This is a genomic window from Amycolatopsis panacis (assembly GCF_003600245.1).
Lineage (GTDB): Bacteria > Actinomycetota > Actinomycetes > Mycobacteriales > Pseudonocardiaceae > Amycolatopsis > Amycolatopsis sulphurea.
On record NZ_QZFV01000070.1, the window covers coordinates 36369 to 51835 of the forward strand.

The following is a 15467-nucleotide window of genomic DNA, read 5'->3' on the forward strand; positions in this document are numbered from 1 at the left end:
GGTGTTCCCGGCGAACGGGGGCGACATCGTGGGACAAGGTCGGCTTACCCGGGCGCGGGTGGTGTCAAACCGAGCCTCATACCTCCACCTGGCACGAGGTCAACGGTCTGTGACCCGGTTCATGCGCCGGTCAGCTCCAGCTCGGCGGCCAGTTCGTCGAAGACGGCGATGTTGTGTTCGAACGCCACGGTGCACTCGCCGATCACCCGTGCGTGGTCCTGTTCGCTCCACGGCGCCTGGTCCAGTTTCGCCCGGTACCGGTCGCGGAACGCGGGCGCGCTGCCGATCAGGTCGAAGTGGTAGAAGTGCGCGCCCTCCTCGGCGAGGTCGAACTTCTTCTCCAGCAGCCGCCGGATGGCCTGGCCGCCGGCGATGTCGCCGAGGTAGCGGGTGTAGTGGTGGGCCACGTAGCCGCCGGCCCAGCCGGAGGCCTCGGCTATCCGCGCGGTGTAGGCCTCGGTGGCCGGCAACGGCCGGATCGTGTCGCGCCAGTCCGGGCCGGCCAGGTACCCGAGGTCCCGTTCCAGCGAAGGCAGCCGGCGCAGCTCGTCGAACACGAATTCGCGGCCGACCGCGTCCGTGGCCATCGCGTCGCTGGCACGCTCGATCGCCCGGTAGATGAAGTAGTACTGGACGGCCAGCCGGGTGTAGCCGGCCAGCGGCAGCTCCCCGCCGAACAGGGCGCTCATGTACCGGGAATGGTTGGCCCGCTGGTGCACCGGCCAGGTGGAGGCGCGCAGGCGCTGGGAGAACGGGGATGCGTCGACGTCTGCGGTCACCTGCATGGCGGCCCCTCCGGCGGTCGATCTGACAAGCTGTCAGAAAGACTGTAGGCCGGAATCCCGGCTTAGGCCAGCCTGAATCGGGGATCAGCCGGGAAGTTCCGCCGAGCCGATCGCCTGCCGCACGAACCGGATCGCGGTGTCGATCACCTCGGCCAGCCGGCCGGGGGGCACGTCGATCACCTGACGGCTGCCCAGCGCAGCGGTGATCATGGGGATCACCACGTCCACATCCTGGGCGGGCCAGCTGCCCGCGTCGACCCCGGCGAGCAGCACCGTCCGCAGCACTCCGGCGATCGGATCGCCGTGCGCGCTGATCCGCCGGTAGGCCGACGGGGCGAGCGCGGATTCCAGCGCGGTGCCCGGTGGCAGATGGTGCTCGGCGAGCACGCGCAACTGCAACCGGACGAAGGCGGCCAGCTGCGCGACCGGGTCCGTCTCCGCTTCCACGGCCTCGCGCAGCCGCTCGACGTACCGGGCCGATTCGTCTTCGACGAACGCGACGAGCAGGCTTTCCTTGTCCGGAAAGTGGTTGTACAACGCACTCCGGCCGACGCCCGCCGCCGCGGCGACGCCGGCCAGAGTGATCGCGTCGAACCCGCGCTCGTAGAGCTGAACGCGCAGCACCTCGAACACCCGCGTGCGCACCTCGCGGCGGTGCGCTTCGAGCGATCCGCCGAGCACCTTGGGCATTCGGGTCACTCCCTTCCGGAGACACTGTAGGGGAAGGGGCGCGGTGGGTTCAGTCCGCGAGCGGCCAGGTGTGTACCGGCTCGCCGATCTCCGACAGTTCCAGGTACCGGCCGAGCATCCGGTTCAGGGCGGTGTCCCGGTCGGCGCCACGGGCTTCGGCGCGCTGGACGTACTCCCGTTGCCAGCTCGCGCCGTTGCGCCTGGCGAGGCACCGGCGTTCGATGATGCCGAGGTAACGCACGCGTGCCTCGTCGGAGACGTCGGAGCGGCGCAGGCCCTCGTGCGCCAGGGGGAGCAGCACGCGCAGGGCCAGCTCGTCCGGCGGCACCCAGCCGATGCCCGGCCAGTACAGCTGCGCGTCGAAGCCGTTGCGTGCGCCCGAATACAGGTTCTCTTCCGCGGCTTGGAAGGACATCTGCGTCCAGATCGGGCGCTCCTCCTCGGCGAGCGCGCGTTGCGCGCCGTAGAAGAACGCGGCGTTCGCGACCACGTCGGCCACCGTCGGCCCGGCGGGCAGCACGCGATTCTCCACGCGCAGGTGCGGCAGGCCGTCGACCACGTCGTAGACCGGACGATTCCAGCGCCAGATCGTGCCGTTGTGCATGCGCAGCTCGGAAAGCCGGGGCGCCTGCCCGGATTCCAGCGCTTCGAGCGGATCCTCGGTGTCGGTTTCGGGCAGCAGGCCGGGGAAGTAGCGGACGTTTTCCTCGAACAGATCGAAGATCGAGGTGATCCAGCGCTCGCCGAACCAGACCCGCGGCCGCACGCCCTGGTTCTTCAGCTCCTCGGGCCGGGTGTCGGTGGCCTGCTGGAACAACGGGATCCGGGTCTCGTGCCACAATGCCTTGCCCAGCAGGAAAGGCGAGTTCGCGGCGAGCGCGATCTGGGCGCCCGCCAGGCATTGCGCGGCGTTCCAGTGCGCGGCGAACTCCTCGGGAGCCACCTGCAGGTGCAGCTGCACCGACGTGCAGGCGGCTTCCGGAAGAATGGATTCCGCATAGCTGCGCAGGCGTTCCGGCTGCGCGCCGGGTAACGCGGCGCCGTCCATCACCAGCGCCATCCGCTCACCGCGGGCGGCGAAGATCTCGTCATTGAGCGTCGAGTAGCGGGCCTTGTTGGTGAGCCATTTCTGGTCGAAGTGCTCCTGCCCGAGCGTGGGCAGGATGCCGATCATGGCCAGCGTGACGCCGGTGCCGCCCGCCGTGCCCGCCGCCTTGCCGAGGTAGGCGTGCAGATCATTTTCCAGCTGCAGCGCCGAATCCCCGGCCAGTGGCCGCGGCGGCACGTTCAGTTCCAGGTTGTGCTGACCGAGTTCGGTGGTGAACGAGGGATCGTCCAATGCGTCCAGTACCGCCGAGCTGCTCATCGACGGGCGCAGTCGCTGGTCCACCAGATTCAGCTCCACCTCGAGACCGATATTCTTGCGAGGAAAGGAAAAACTGCCATCGGTGAGCATGCGGGCAAGGGTGTCCAGACACCGTTGCACCTTGCGGCGGTACCGGCCGCGGTCGAGAAGGCGAGGAGTGGCCGATAGATCCGTACCCATGTGTGACGCGCTCCTAGACTGCTGTCCGCGGATGTTCCTGGGCGGGGACTGCCAGGCCGACCACGGTTGCACAGCGCGTACGCCGGGGCTAGCGGCCAAACTGGTGCTCTCTGTCACGCCGGGTTGACCGTCCGCGAAAATCCGCCGTTCGTACCACCGCGCGCGAGACGTTCGGACCAGCCGGCACCGCTGTGCGCGGATGGGACACTGTCCGTTGTGGCTGAACTGATCTTCACCGACGACCGCACGCATCCGGGGCTCGACGATTTCCGCGACCTGTCCACAGCGGACCGACGCCCGGACCGCCCCGGCGGACGAGGCCTGGTGATCGCCGAGGGCACGGTGGTGGTCGGCAGGCTGCTCGCGTCGCGCTACCCGGTGCGGGCGCTGCTCGGCGTCGAACGCCGGATCCGGGAACTGGAAGACGATCTCGCCGCGCTGGCCGTGCCGGCGTACGTGACCTCCGCGGAGACCATGGCCGACGTGGTGGGCTTCCATCTCAACCGCGGGGTGCTTGCGGTGGCGGACCGGCCGTCGCCGCCCGGGGTGGCCGAAGTCGTGGATCGCGCGGAAGTGCTTGCTGTGCTGGAAGGTGTGGGCGATCACGAGAATCTCGGCGCGCTCTTCCGCAACGCGGCCGCGCTCGGCGTGGACGGGGTGCTGCTCGGCCCCGGCTGTTCCGATCCGCTCTACCGGCGCAGTGTACGCGTCTCGATGGGGCACGTGCTGCGCGTGCCGTTCGCGACCTTCGACAGCTGGCCCGGCGGGCTGGCGGTGCTGCGCGATCATGGTTTCCGGGTGGCCGCGCTCACCCCTCGGCCGGATTCGGTGCCCCTGCGCGGCCTGCGGTCGAAGGTGCCCGGCCCGATCGCGCTGATGCTCGGTGCGGAGGGACCGGGCCTGAGCGAGGAGGCGATCGCGGCGGCCGATCTCGCCGTGCGGGTCGAGATGGTGTCCGGGGTCGATTCGCTGAACGTCGCCACCGCGGCGGCCGTCGCCTTCCACGAGGTGACCACGGCCTGAACCCTGCCTTGCCGTGGTGCCCGCTTTCGCCGACGCTTTCGCTCTGGGGGCGCGGGAAGGGCTGTGAAGGGTCCCTTCACGGACCCAGAGTCCGTGAAGGGACCCTTCACCGCCGCCACACCGGCCGAGCCGCGAGCCGCCCCACCTTCCGACCTGCCTCTGCCGAGCGGCCCCACTAAGCTGTCCGGCGACGATTCCCGGCGCGGAAGGACACCATGGAGCTGCGGATCCGGGGCGATCGCGCGGTGCTCGCCAGGCCTGGCGGGGCAGACCTGCAGGAGGTCGATCCGGGGCGGCTGGCGATCGGTGCCGATCTTGCGCAGGCGCTGCACGAGTGGGCGCGGGTCGCGTCCGCGGTGGCGCGGGCCGAGCCGGGGATGGACGCCGCCCACGTGGTGGTCACCCAGCGCGGACGTCAGCTCGCCGCGCGGCTGTCCACGGTGCTGGGCACCCCGGTGCGGTTCGCCGATCCGGTGACCGGGGCCGAGATCGTGGTCGAGCCGCCACTTCGTCCGCCGATGGTGCGCCGTCCTCCGCGCCGCCGCGAGCCGACGCCGTGGTTCACCGGGCTGACGGTCTCGTTGTTCTCCGCTGTCGTGGTCGTCGTCGGCATGCTCGCGCTTGCCGGCACGCTCGCCCGTGAGACGAACGGCTGGCTCGCGACCATAGCCGCGCTCGTGGTGACCGGTGGTGTCGCGCCCTCGCTGTGGCTTGGCCGTCGCGTGCTGATCCTGCGCTGGGCCGTGTTCGGCGCGGCCGGTGGGCTCGTGCTGGCCTGGGTCGGGGTGCTGGCGACGGTGCTCTGAGCCACCGATACTGGGCCGATGGCACCGCTGGACGAACTGCGCGCCCTATGCCTCGCGTTGCCCGAGGCCACCGAACGGCTCAGCCACGGCGAGCCGACCTGGTTCGTGCGGGACCGCAAGACGTTCGTGATGTTCGCCGACCGGCATCACGACGACCGGCTCGCGTTCTGGTGCCCGGCACCGCCCGGGGCGCAGGAGGAACTGGTGCGCACCGAGCCGGACCGGTTCTTCCGCCCGCCCTACGTGGGCCACCGCGGCTGGCTCGGCGTGCGCCTCGACGTGGACGTCGACTGGACCGAGGTGGCCTCGATCGTGCGCGAGGCCTACCGCCAGGTGGCGCCGAAATCGCTGGCCGCCCTCGTGGACGGCTGACGCTCAGCCGCGCTGGGTGCGGACCCCGAGCAGCACGTCCTCCCAGGACGGCACGATCGGATGGTTCTTCTTCGGCTTGACCGGCGGCTGCTCGGCGCCGTCCTCGTCGCTGGGCACACGCGGGAGTTCGCGCGTGTCGGCCTCCCCGTTCGGCTTTTCGGGGGCCTCGATGGCCAGTACTTCCTCGGCCGAGTCGAGGGTCGGCTGCACGACCGCCTCGCGAGCGGGCTCCAGCGCGCGCACGGTGCGTGGCGGCCGGTAGGAGTTGGGGTTGAGCAGGACTTCGGCGTTCTCGTCGAGCGCGTGCACGGTGCCGCCGTGCGCGCCGGGGGAAAACGACCAGTGCGCCCGGTTGTCCGACCGCCCGGCCTTCCAGCGCAGCACCACGACCCACTTGCCGTCGTCGCCGCGCCAGGCGTCCCACTGGGCCTGGTTGTAGTCGTGCCCGCGCACACCGAAGGCGTAGGCGATGACCTCGCCGAGCGTCTGCACGTCCGGGCCGTCCTCGCGGACCGGGTGCGCGCTCTGGGCCAGCTCCGCGGTGCGCGAACGCTCCAGCAGCACCGGATAGGCGAACCGCTCCACCCGCTGCACCGACACGCCCGCACTGCTCGCGACCTGGTCGACGGACTCGCCGGCGCGGATTCGCGCCTGGATCTCGCGTGGCCGCATCTGGCTCTCCAACTCGATCTCGATCTGGCCCAGCCGGGCGATGTCCCCCCTCGCCGCTGCCCGTAGCCGCTCGTCCGCGGGGAGCAGGAAGCGGGTCCGGCTCGCCGGGTCTTCGAGCACGATGGACTTCCCGTCCTCGTGCAGCCCGACCACCCGCAGTGCCCGCATTTCTCGCCTCCCCGGTCTTCACCTTTGTGGGTGTCCACGGTAGAACGGCGCGTCGGCTTGACGTGCGAGGCGCGCCGAGGCGTCCGCGGTCTGCCACCGCCAAGGGTTATCTTCCAGCCCCATCGCTATGCCCCGGTCGTGACACGCCGAACACGTTCCGTCACGAAAGGCTGAAAGCTGAAGGCTGTGAAAGGCACCTTCACGGACGCAGAGTCCGTGAAGGTGCCCTTCACAGCCTTGATCAGGACTGGTGGTCGACGACGTATTCGATGCAGCGGGTGAGCTGGGTGATGTCGTCCGGGTCGATGGCCGGGAACAGGCCGACGCGCAGCTGGTTGCGGCCCAGCTTGCGGTACGGCTCGGTGTCCACGATCCCGTTGGCACGCAACACCTTCGCCACCGCCGCGGCGTCCACCTCGTCGGTGAAGTCGACGGTGCCCACGACCTGCGAGCGCAGCGCCGGGTCGGTGACGAACGGGGTGGTGTAAGAGGTCTTCTCGGCCCATTCGTAGAGCCGGCCCGAGGACTCCTTGGTGCGCGCCGTGGTCCAGGCGAGCCCGCCCTGGCCGTTCATCCACTCGATCTGCTCGGCGAGCAGGAAGAGCGTGGCCACCGCGGGGGTGTTGTAGGTCTGGTCCTTGCGCGAGTTGTCCAGCGCGGTGGTGAGCGAGAGGAACTCGGGGATCCAGCGGTCCCCGCCGCCGACCTCGCCGATCCGCTCGATCGCCGCGGGCGAGGCGAGCGCGATCCACAGCCCGCCGTCGGCGGCGAACGACTTCTGCGGCGCGAAGTAGTAGACGTCGAAGTCCTCGGCCTTGACCGGCAGACCGCCGGCACCCGAGGTGGCGTCGATCGCGACCAGCGCGCCCTCGCTGCCCGCCGGGCGGCGGACCGGCACCGCGACGCCGGTGGAGGTCTCGTTGTGCGCCCAGCCGACCAGGTCCGCCCCAGCCTGGTAGGCGATCTCCGGCGCGCTGCCCGGGTCGGCCTTGACCACGACGGAGTCCTTGAGGAACGGCGCCTTGTTCGTCACGGTCGCGAACTTCGCGGAGAATTCACCGTAGGTGAAGTGCTGCGCCTGCTCGCGCACCAGCCCGAAGGCGGCCGCGTCCCAGAACGCGGTGGTCCCGCCGTTGCCGAGGATCACCTCGTAGCCCTCGGGCAGCGAGAACAGTTCGGACAGTCCGGTCCGCACGCGGCCGACCAGCGACTTGACCGGCTTCTGCCGGTGCGAGGTGCCCAGATAGGTGGAACCGGATTCGGCAAGCCGGACGAGCTGCTCTTCGCGGACCTTCGAGGGTCCGCAGCCGAAGCGGCCGTCGGCCGGCTTGAGGTCTGCGGGGATGGTCAACTCGGCGTCGGTCATGCGGCCAGTCTCTCAGGTCGGGATCGGCCAGGTAACAGCGGCGGGTGGGCGTCGGATAGTGAGATCGTGACTGAGCCGCCGCACCCGGACGAGACCTCCCGCTACCGGCCCCGGTGGGGCTGGCTGGCGCTGTTCGGCTTGCAGGCACTGATGCTGCCGTGGAATTCCGAGGCACGCATCGGTGCGCCCGTCGGGCTGGCTGTGACGCTGGTGCTGGTCTTCATGCCGTGGCGTCCGCGGTGGCCATGGCCGCACCTGCGGCGCTGGCTGCGGCCGATTTCCTTTTACCTTTGCGCGTTGTTCGCGGGAGGCATCGTCGTGGCCTTGTTCGTCGAGCCGCCGGATGCCGGTGAGGTCGCCGACGCGGTCTCCGTGACCCTGATCGCTGCTGTGCTGGTCCTCGGCTCGCTGATGTGGTGGCGGCCCTGGCGCCGTCCGGTCCGCCTCCGCGCGGGGCCGATGGCCGAAGTCCGCGCGGTTTTCGACCGGGATACCACGCAGTGGGACCACGGGCAGGCGATCCCCCGCCTCCTGTGCCTCACCACATACCCGCGCCGAGGGCGCCGTCGTTACCTCACGTTGCCGGACTGTCCACCGGAGCTGGCACTCGAACTGCGCAGGAGCGGTCGGCTACGACACGACGAACCCGACGCGCGAGGGCGGGTGGTGGTGCGGATCGGTGCGGGCACGACGGCGGGGCTGTGCACTGCCGACCCGGTCGGCTTGCCCTCGCGGGGGAATTCCCTCCGAAGTCTGGGCCGGCGGGCGCGGCTGGCGCTGCCGGGGATGATCCTGGCGCCGGTCATCGCGGCAGGCGGGAGCTTCGCGGCGTTCTGGTTCGGGGGCGGGTCCGCCTGGCCGATCCTGATCCCCGCATTCGTCTTCGGAGGGGTCGCCGTGGCCTGGTGTGCGAACACCAGGTCCGACTCGCATGCGGTCCGGGGCCAGCTCACCCCCCGTTGGGCCGCTGTGGTTGACGGCCACGTGTGGCCGGCCGCACCGGTGCACGGCTGGCTCGTGCTCGAACCGGGATATTCCGCGCGCTTGCTCGTACCGCGGTGCCCGACGGAGATCGCGGCCGAACTCCTCACCCACCGGCGGGTATGGGTTTTCGGAACCCCGGAGGCGGACACCATCGCTGTCGGGCTGCCCGGCCGGGACGTGTACGCGCGAGCCTATGTCACCCCGGCGAGGCGGCCGGTATACGAGCCCGAACCGCTGTCGGAGTGGGACGAGTTACCGGAGGAGCCCTTCTCGGAGGCCGACGACGAGGATCAGCGCCAGCCCGACTCGTGCACCCCGCCCGGGATCGGGGCGGCCGGGTCGTAGGGCGTGCGGCTGAAGATGAACGTCGCCAGGTTCAGGTGGGTCGCGGTGCCGGTGGCGTCGCGGCCGACGGTCAGGGTTTCGCCCGCGTAGTAGCCGTCCAGGCCCAGCCAGCGGTCCTCGCCGAGCGGGTGGAAGCGGGAGGCGCGGCCGGCGCCGTCGGCGGGATTGAGGGTCAGCCGGCCGTCGCCCTGCACGCGCAGCAGATACGGGGTCGGGCCCCAGTGCCAGAGGCCGGTCAGAGCGAGCAGGTCCGGGTCCACAGTGGACGGCCGCCATTCCGCGGGCACGGCAGGCTCGCGTTTCCCGACGATCTCGACGAGATCGAGGCACAGGGTGGTGATACCGACGCCGGCGGTGGCGTTGGCCAGGCACAGCGCACCGGTGCCGGAGGCCGGGTCGATCAGGGTCGCGGCCAGGAAGCCCGGCATCGAGCCGGTGTGCCCGGCCAGGTGCCTGCCCTGGTGGCGCACCACCATCAGGCCCAGCCCGAATCCGGTGGTCCAGACCTCGGTGTCGTCGACGGTGTTCATCGTGCGCATTTCGGCCAGCGTGTCCCCGGACAGCACGCCGCCGGTGTGCCCGCCGAGGAACGCCGTCCAGCGGCCGAGGTCGGTGATGGTGGACCACAGCTGCCCGGCCGGGGCCATCGCGCCGGCGTCCGGCGTGGGTTCGGGCAGCAGCACGTCGGCGAACGGGTGCACGGCGAATCCCTCTGCGTGCGCGCCTTCCGGGTGCGGGGTCGTACGGTGCATGCCCAGCGGGATGAGGATTTCGTCACGCACTACGTCGAACCATGGGCGGCCGCGGTGCCGGGCCACCAGTTCGCCGAGCACGCCGAAGCCGACATTCGAGTAGTGGAACTTGAAGCCGGGCCGCAGTTTCGTCGCGTCCTCGCCGAGGCTCGCCACGAGCGCCGCCCAGTCCGCGCCCGGCGCGCGCTCCCACCACACACCCGGTGATTCGGAGGTCAGCCCGGAGGTGTGCGAGAGCAGCTGCGCGATGGTCGCGGATCCGAACGCGGTACCGGGCAGGTGCCGCTCCACCGGATCGGTCAGCGCGAGCCTGCCCTCGTCGCGCAGGCGCATCACCAGGGTCGCGATCATGGTCTTGGTGATGGATCCGAGCCGGTACTGGGTGTCGGGGGTCGGCCGGGCGTCGCCGACGCGGCCGCGTGCGCCGGACCAGACGAGTTCGCCGTCCCGCACCACGGCGGCGACCAGTGATGGGGCGCGGCCCGCCGACTGTTCACGGGCGAGCCTGCGGTACAGGGCGAGTGCGGTCGAGTCCAGCATGCGGCCATTCTGCCGCGCTTGATCAGTCCAGCAGTCGCCGGGCCAGCGCGGTCGTCACGGCCGCGGTACGGTCGGACACCCCGAGCTTGGCGAACACCCGTAGCAGATGCGTTTTCACGGTCGCCTCGCCGATGTGCAGCGCCCGGCCGATGTCCGCGTTCGTCAGGCCTTTCGCCACCAGCCGCAGTACCTCGACTTCGCGCGCGGACAGCGGGGACGCCGGTTCCGGATTTCGCATCCGGTGCACCAGTTTTCCCGCGACAGAAGGAGAGAGAACGGTCTCACCGCGCGCCGCCGCGCGGATCGCTCCGGCCAGCTCGACTCGCGACGCGTCCTTCAGCAGGTACCCGGCCGCGCCCGCTTCCACGGCGCGCAGGATGTCCGCATCGGTTTCGTACGTGGTGAGTACGACGATCCGCCGCGCCGGTGTGTCCGCGAGGATCGCGCGAATCGCGCCGACCCCGTCCAGTCCTGGCATCCGCAGGTCCATCAGCACCACGTCCGGCTGCTTCACGCGGTCGAGCGCCACTGCCTCGTCGCCCGAACCGGCTTCGCCGATCACGGTCAGATCCGCCTCGGCTTCGAGCATCCCGCGCAGGCCTTCGCGCACCACGGGATGGTCGTCCACGAGCATGATCGTGATCACGCGGGCACCTCCAGTTCCAGTTCGGTGCCGCCGCCCTCGCCCGGCCGCACGGTCAGCTTGCCACCCACTTGTTCGGCACGTGAACGCATCCCGCGCAACCCGAAGCCGGAGGTGGTTGCCTGTGGGGAGAAACCGCGGCCGTTGTCGGTCACCTGCAACCGTACTGATCCGTCTACGGCGGACAGTCGCAGTCGGACGGTGGATGCGTTCGCGTGCTTGCGTACGTTTGCCAGCGCCTCTTGCGTCGCCCGGAGCAGTACCACTTCGACCGCGGTACGCAATGGTGGCAGCTCGTCGTCCACTTCGCACCCGACAACGATCCCGGTCTCGTCGGAGAGGCGTTTCGCCTGTCGCCGCACGGCATCCGGTAGCGATCCGGTGGCCAACGCGGACGGGGTCAGCGCGGCGACCATCGCCCGTGCCTCGGCGAGGTTCTCGCGTGCGGTGTGCCCGGCCAGCGCCAGGTGCTTGCGCGCCGCTTCCGGATCGGTGTCCACTTCGGACTCTATCGCCTGGGTCAGCGCGACGATGCTGGTGAAGCCCTGCGCCAGGGTGTCGTGGATCTCGCGGGCCAGCCGCTCCCGTTCGACCGCGGTGCCCGCCTCCCGGGAGAGCCGTTCGACCTCGGCCTGACTCTCTTCGAGTTCGAGAATCAGCCGAGCCCGCGCGTTGCTTTCCCGCACCACGTCGCTGGTGAACTTCCCGGCAAGGATGCTGAACACCACCAGAATCGCGGTCATCGGCAGCAGGATGCGCAGGCTCGGGTTGTGCCAGCCGCCGTTGAGTACCGCGGACGCCGATTCCCACAGGATCAGCGCGGTGGTCGAGACCACCGCCGGGCGCCGCTCCAGCACCATGAACAACAGCGGGATGGTGAAGAACAGCACGAAGCTCGCCGTGGTGTCGGCGAGGATCGCGATGGCGGTGCACAGGACCAGCGCGGCCGAGGCGAGCACACGGGCGGCGCCATTGCCCTCGCCGTGCACGATGCGGCGCCCGAGCACCAGGTAACCGACCGCCATCAGCCCGATCAGGCCGTCGGCGATCGCCTTCGCCACCGGCCCGGAATCGCTGAAGAACACCAGGAAGGCGGTCGCCACGCAGGCGACCGCGAACAGCACTTCCCAGGCCCAGTAGGACTGTCCCCATGCGTCGTCGGTGCGGTTCACCGTGCTTCGTTCGTCCATCGGAAGCTCACCCTCGCGAGCACGAGCCCGACCACGCACCAGACCCCCAGGACCAGTGCGACCGTCGGCAGTTCCCATGCTCCTGCCATCTCCTGCGTTGCGGCCTCCGGCGGCAGGAACACCGACCGGAAACCCTGGCAGATCCATTTCAGCGGGAAGAAGGACGCGATGTCGACCATGATCTTGGGCAGATGCGTGATCGGCGTGACGAACACCCCGGAAATGAACTGCAGCACCAGGTACACCAGCTGCACCACGGCCACCGTGCCGGTAGTCGTGCGGGTGAGCGAGGTGATCGCGATGCCGAGCAGGGTCGAGGACACGATCCCGAGCAGCAGCACCCACAGCAGGGTCAGCCACTTCGACGGCGCGTCCGGCAGCTTCAGCCCGAACAGCAGCGTCGCCACCACGGCCATCAGCACCATCTGCGCCAGGCTGGTCACCGCGACCATCACCATCTTGCCGACGAAGTAGGACGCGGCCGGCATCGGCGTGCCGCGCAGCCGTTTCAGCGCGCCCAGTTCCCGGTCCGAGGCGATCCCGATGCCCACGCCGTTGAACGAGGTGGACACGATGCCGGAGCCGATCATGCCGGCCGCGAGCAGCTGTCCCGAGGACAGCCCGGCCTGCGCGGTCGGCCCGTTGAGGATGGAGCCGAGCAGCACCATCAGCACCGCGGGGAGGGCGAAGGTGAACACCACCTGCTCCCGGTTGCGGAAGAACTGCCGCAGCTCGAACGAGCCACGGGCGAGGCCGAGACTCAGCGTTCCCGGCAGGGCGATGGTGGTCACGATTTCTCCTCGATCAGGTTCAGGTAGATGTCCTCCAGGCTGGGCCGGGTCACGGTCAGGCCGGCGAGCTCCCTGCCCGCGCCGGACAACTGCGTGACGAGTTTCGTCGGGAACGGGGTCCGTTCCTCGTGGCTCCCGCGTTCGTCGCGCCACCGCACGATGGCCTCGGCTCGTTCGCGCCCGCCGAGCGTCGCCGGGGTCCCCTCCGCGACGATCTTCCCGCCGGTCAGTACGGCGAGCCGGTCGGCCAGCGCCTCCACCTCTTCCAGGTAGTGGGTGGTGAGCAGGATCGTGGTGCCCTCCTGGGCCAGCCCCTCGATCAGCGTCCAGAACTGCCGCCGGGCCGCTGGATCGAAACCGGTGGTCGGCTCGTCGAGGAAGAGTAGCTCCGGCCTGCCCACGATGCCCAGGGCCACGTCCACCCGCCGGCGCTGCCCGCCGGAGAGCGACTTCACCCGGGCACCCGCCTTCTCGGTGAGCCCGACCTGGTCGATCACCTCCTCCGGGACCCGTGGGTCCGGGTAGTACTTCGCGAAGTGCCGCACGGTTTCCAGCACGGTCAGCTCCGCCGCGTCGGTGGCCGTCTGCAACACGATGCCGATGCGGGCCCGCCACGCGTGGCCCGCCGTGCCCGGGTCCTCGCCGAGCACCTCCGCCGTACCGGCGGTGCGCCGCCGGTGCCCCTCCAGGATTTCCACCGTGGTCGTCTTGCCCGCCCCGTTCGGGCCGAGCAGGGCGAACACCTCGCCGTGCCGGATGTCCAGCTCGATCCCCGCCACGGCGGCCTGGCTCGGATACTCCTTGCGCAGTCCGCGCACTCGCACTGCTGTGCTCATGAGGCCATCCTGCGTCCGCGGCGGCGGTCCCGGGACGTCCGGGCGGTGGAATCCCGGTGTCCACCGAACGGTGGACAGCGACGCAGTGGTTTCCCGTGGAACCAGCGAAAACACTGTCATGAGCGGCAAATCCGGCGGTGGCGCGAACACCGGCGAAAGGGCAACCGCCGTCGAGGTGAACTCGATTGACTCCGGGTGCTATTGACTAGTTGTCTAGCATGACACCATGTCTCACAAGCAAGTGACGGCCAGCGACGGTGTCCGGCTCTCCGTCCGGGTGCGCGGGGTGCCGGAGGGACCGACCGTGGTGCTCGTGCACGGCTATCCGGACAACAGCTCGTTGTGGGACGGGGTCGTCGCGGAGCTGGGCCGCCACCACTGTGTGGTGACCTACGACGTGCGCGGGGCGGGTGAGTCGGACAAGCCGCGCGGACGCGGCGCGTACCGGCTCGATCAGCTCGTCGACGATCTGGCCGCGGTGGTGGACGAGGTGCAGCCGACCGGCAAGGTGCACCTGGTCGCGCACGACTGGGGCTCGATCCAGGCCTGGCACGCGGTCACCGGCGACCGGCTGCGCGGCCGGATCGCTTCCTACACCTCGATTTCCGGCCCCAGCCTCGATCACGCTGCGGCCTGGTTCCGCGATCAGCTCACCCGGCCGACGCCGAAACGGCTCGCGCACGCCATGCGGCAACTCCTGCATTCGTACTACATCCTGTTCTTCCAGCTGCCAGTGCTGCCGGAGCTGATGTGGCGCACCGGCGCGATGCGGGCGTTGATGTGCCGTCTCGAACCGGATGTGAACGCGCCCAAGACTTCCGACGGAGTCCACGGGCTCAAGCTGTACCGCGCCAATATGGGGCCGCGGATGGCTCGACCTCAGCCGCGCCCGGCGGACGTGCCGGTGCAGGTACTCACGCCGAGCGGCGACGCATACGTGACCGCTCCACTTCAGACGGAAGTGCAACGCTGGGTGCCGGATCTACGGGTACGGCGGATCATCGGCTCGCACTGGGTCGCCTGCGGTAAACCGGGCGTGGTCGCTGCGGCGGCGGCCGAGCTGATCGCCTATGCGGAGAGCGGCGAGGAGAGTCGTGCGTTGAAGCGTGCCAGGGTAGGCACGCCGGCGCGTGGCCGGTTCCCGCACCGGCTCGTCGTGATCACCGGCGGGGGCAGTGGGATCGGCCGGGAGACGGCGCTGGCCTTCGCTGCCGAGGGAGCCGACGTCGTGGTCACCGATGTGCACGAGGACGCCGCTGAAGAGACTGCGAAGATGGTGCGGGACAAAGGCTCTGCTGCTGGTGCGTACACAGTGGACTCATCCGACGGTGCGGCGATGGCGCGGTTCGCCGAACAGGTGGCGCGCGAGTTCGGGGTGCCGGACATCGTGGTGAACAATGCCGGCATTGGGCTGTCCGGATCCTTTGTGGACACCAGCGTGGAGGACTGGGAAAGGGTCGTGGACGTGAACCTGTGGGGAGTGATCCACGGGTGCCGCGCCTTCGTGCCGATGATGCAGGCGCGGGCCGAAGGCGGACAGGTCGTGAACCTCTCGTCGGCCGCCGCCTACCTGCCGTCGACGACCCTGGGCCCTTACGGCACCACGAAAGCGGCGGTGCTGGCGTTGAGTAACAGCCTGCGGGCGGAACTGGCGGCCGACGGCATCGGAGTCACCGCGGTCTGTCCCGGCATCGTGCGTACCAACATCACCGAAACCACCCGGTTCGTCGGCGTGACCGAAGCCGAACAGCGGCGTCGGCAACAGGCTTCCACGAAGCTGTACGCGCGGCGAAACTTCGGCCCGGAAAAAGTCGCGCGCGACATTCTGCGTGCGGTGGAAAAGAATGCCGCGGTACAACCGTCCACTCCGGAGGCGAAAGTGACCTATGTCCTTTCGCGACTTACTCCGGGATTGCTTCGGGCAGCGGCGAAACTGGACGTCACGCCGTGAACAGGCC

15 protein-coding genes are annotated in these 15467 nt (G+C 69.9%); 5 read left to right on the forward strand and 10 right to left on the reverse strand.

All coding sequences use genetic code 11. The features are described 5' to 3' along the window. Positions 1-119: 119 nt before the first annotated feature. The 3 genes from D5S19_RS10335 to D5S19_RS10345 all read right to left on the reverse strand — a co-directional run bounded on the left by D5S19_RS10335 (position 120) and on the right by D5S19_RS10345 (position 3021). Positions 120-785 (reverse strand): biliverdin-producing heme oxygenase, encoded by a 666-nt coding sequence (locus D5S19_RS10335; protein ID WP_120023125.1) that lies wholly within the window; start codon positions 783-785, stop codon positions 120-122. Between the two features lie 84 nt (positions 786-869). After that, positions 870-1475: a TetR/AcrR family transcriptional regulator gene (locus D5S19_RS10340; protein ID WP_120023126.1), complete on the reverse strand. Its 606-nt coding sequence runs from the start codon at positions 1473-1475 to the stop codon at positions 870-872. Positions 1476-1524: 49 nt separating this feature from the next. Then, positions 1525-3021, reverse strand: coding sequence for a glutamate-cysteine ligase family protein (locus D5S19_RS10345; protein WP_120023127.1), 1497 nt, complete (start codon positions 3019-3021; stop codon positions 1525-1527). Between the two features lie 216 nt (positions 3022-3237). On the opposite strand from D5S19_RS10345, the gene D5S19_RS10350 reads away from it, so the two are divergent. The 3 genes from D5S19_RS10350 to D5S19_RS10360 all read left to right on the forward strand — a co-directional run bounded on the left by D5S19_RS10350 (position 3238) and on the right by D5S19_RS10360 (position 5222). Beyond that, complete coding sequence (locus tag D5S19_RS10350; RefSeq protein WP_120023128.1) at positions 3238-4044, forward strand: TrmH family RNA methyltransferase; 807 nt, start codon at positions 3238-3240, stop codon at positions 4042-4044. Between the two features lie 215 nt (positions 4045-4259). Continuing rightward, positions 4260-4850, forward strand: a complete 591-nt coding sequence (locus D5S19_RS10355; protein ID WP_120023129.1) for a DUF2537 domain-containing protein — start codon at positions 4260-4262, stop codon at positions 4848-4850. A gap of 18 nt (positions 4851-4868) precedes the next feature. Next, positions 4869-5222: an MmcQ/YjbR family DNA-binding protein gene (locus D5S19_RS10360; protein ID WP_098513003.1), complete on the forward strand. Its 354-nt coding sequence runs from the start codon at positions 4869-4871 to the stop codon at positions 5220-5222. A 3-nt stretch (positions 5223-5225) separates the two neighbouring features. Here D5S19_RS10360 and sepH read toward each other — a convergent pair whose 3' ends face one another. Both sepH and serC read right to left on the reverse strand, forming a co-directional pair. Continuing rightward, positions 5226-6062: a septation protein SepH gene (gene sepH, locus D5S19_RS10365; protein ID WP_120023130.1), complete on the reverse strand. Its 837-nt coding sequence runs from the start codon at positions 6060-6062 to the stop codon at positions 5226-5228. Positions 6063-6303: 241 nt separating this feature from the next. Next, on the reverse strand, positions 6304-7428 hold the full coding sequence (gene serC, locus D5S19_RS10370) for a phosphoserine transaminase (RefSeq protein WP_120023131.1): 1125 nt from the start codon (positions 7426-7428) through the stop codon (positions 6304-6306). Positions 7429-7494: 66 nt separating this feature from the next. Here serC and D5S19_RS10375 point away from each other — a divergent pair, with 66 nt between their 5' ends. Next, complete coding sequence (locus tag D5S19_RS10375; protein WP_120023132.1) at positions 7495-8757, forward strand: hypothetical protein; 1263 nt, start codon at positions 7495-7497, stop codon at positions 8755-8757. Here the strand turns inward: D5S19_RS10375 and D5S19_RS10380 are convergent. The 5 genes from D5S19_RS10380 to D5S19_RS10400 are packed head-to-tail and all read right to left on the reverse strand — an operon-like array spanning position 8703 to position 13509. Next, entirely contained in the window at positions 8703-10049 is a 1347-nt protein-coding gene (locus tag D5S19_RS10380; protein WP_120023133.1) for a serine hydrolase domain-containing protein, read from the reverse strand. The genes D5S19_RS10375 and D5S19_RS10380 overlap by 55 nt on opposite strands. Before the next feature lie 22 nt (positions 10050-10071). Continuing rightward, the gene (locus tag D5S19_RS10385) at positions 10072-10695 is read right to left on the reverse strand and encodes a response regulator (protein WP_120023134.1); all 624 of its coding nucleotides are present in this window, start codon (positions 10693-10695) and stop codon (positions 10072-10074) included. Beyond that, a complete protein-coding gene (locus tag D5S19_RS10390) occupies positions 10692-11882 on the reverse strand; it encodes a sensor histidine kinase (RefSeq protein WP_120023135.1) in 1191 nt (396 codons plus the stop codon). Before D5S19_RS10390 ends, D5S19_RS10385 begins: the two co-directional genes overlap by 4 nt. Then, the gene (locus tag D5S19_RS10395) at positions 11861-12673 is read right to left on the reverse strand and encodes an ABC transporter permease (RefSeq protein WP_407641739.1); all 813 of its coding nucleotides are present in this window, start codon (positions 12671-12673) and stop codon (positions 11861-11863) included. Before D5S19_RS10395 ends, D5S19_RS10390 begins: the two co-directional genes overlap by 22 nt. Continuing rightward, complete coding sequence (locus D5S19_RS10400; protein ID WP_120023136.1) at positions 12670-13509, reverse strand: ABC transporter ATP-binding protein; 840 nt, start codon at positions 13507-13509, stop codon at positions 12670-12672. The genes D5S19_RS10395 and D5S19_RS10400 overlap by 4 nt, the downstream gene beginning before the upstream one ends. A gap of 226 nt (positions 13510-13735) precedes the next feature. Here D5S19_RS10400 and D5S19_RS10405 point away from each other — a divergent pair, with 226 nt between their 5' ends. Then, positions 13736-15460, forward strand: coding sequence for an SDR family oxidoreductase (locus D5S19_RS10405; protein ID WP_120023137.1), 1725 nt, complete (start codon positions 13736-13738; stop codon positions 15458-15460). Positions 15461-15467: the final 7 nt, after the last annotated feature.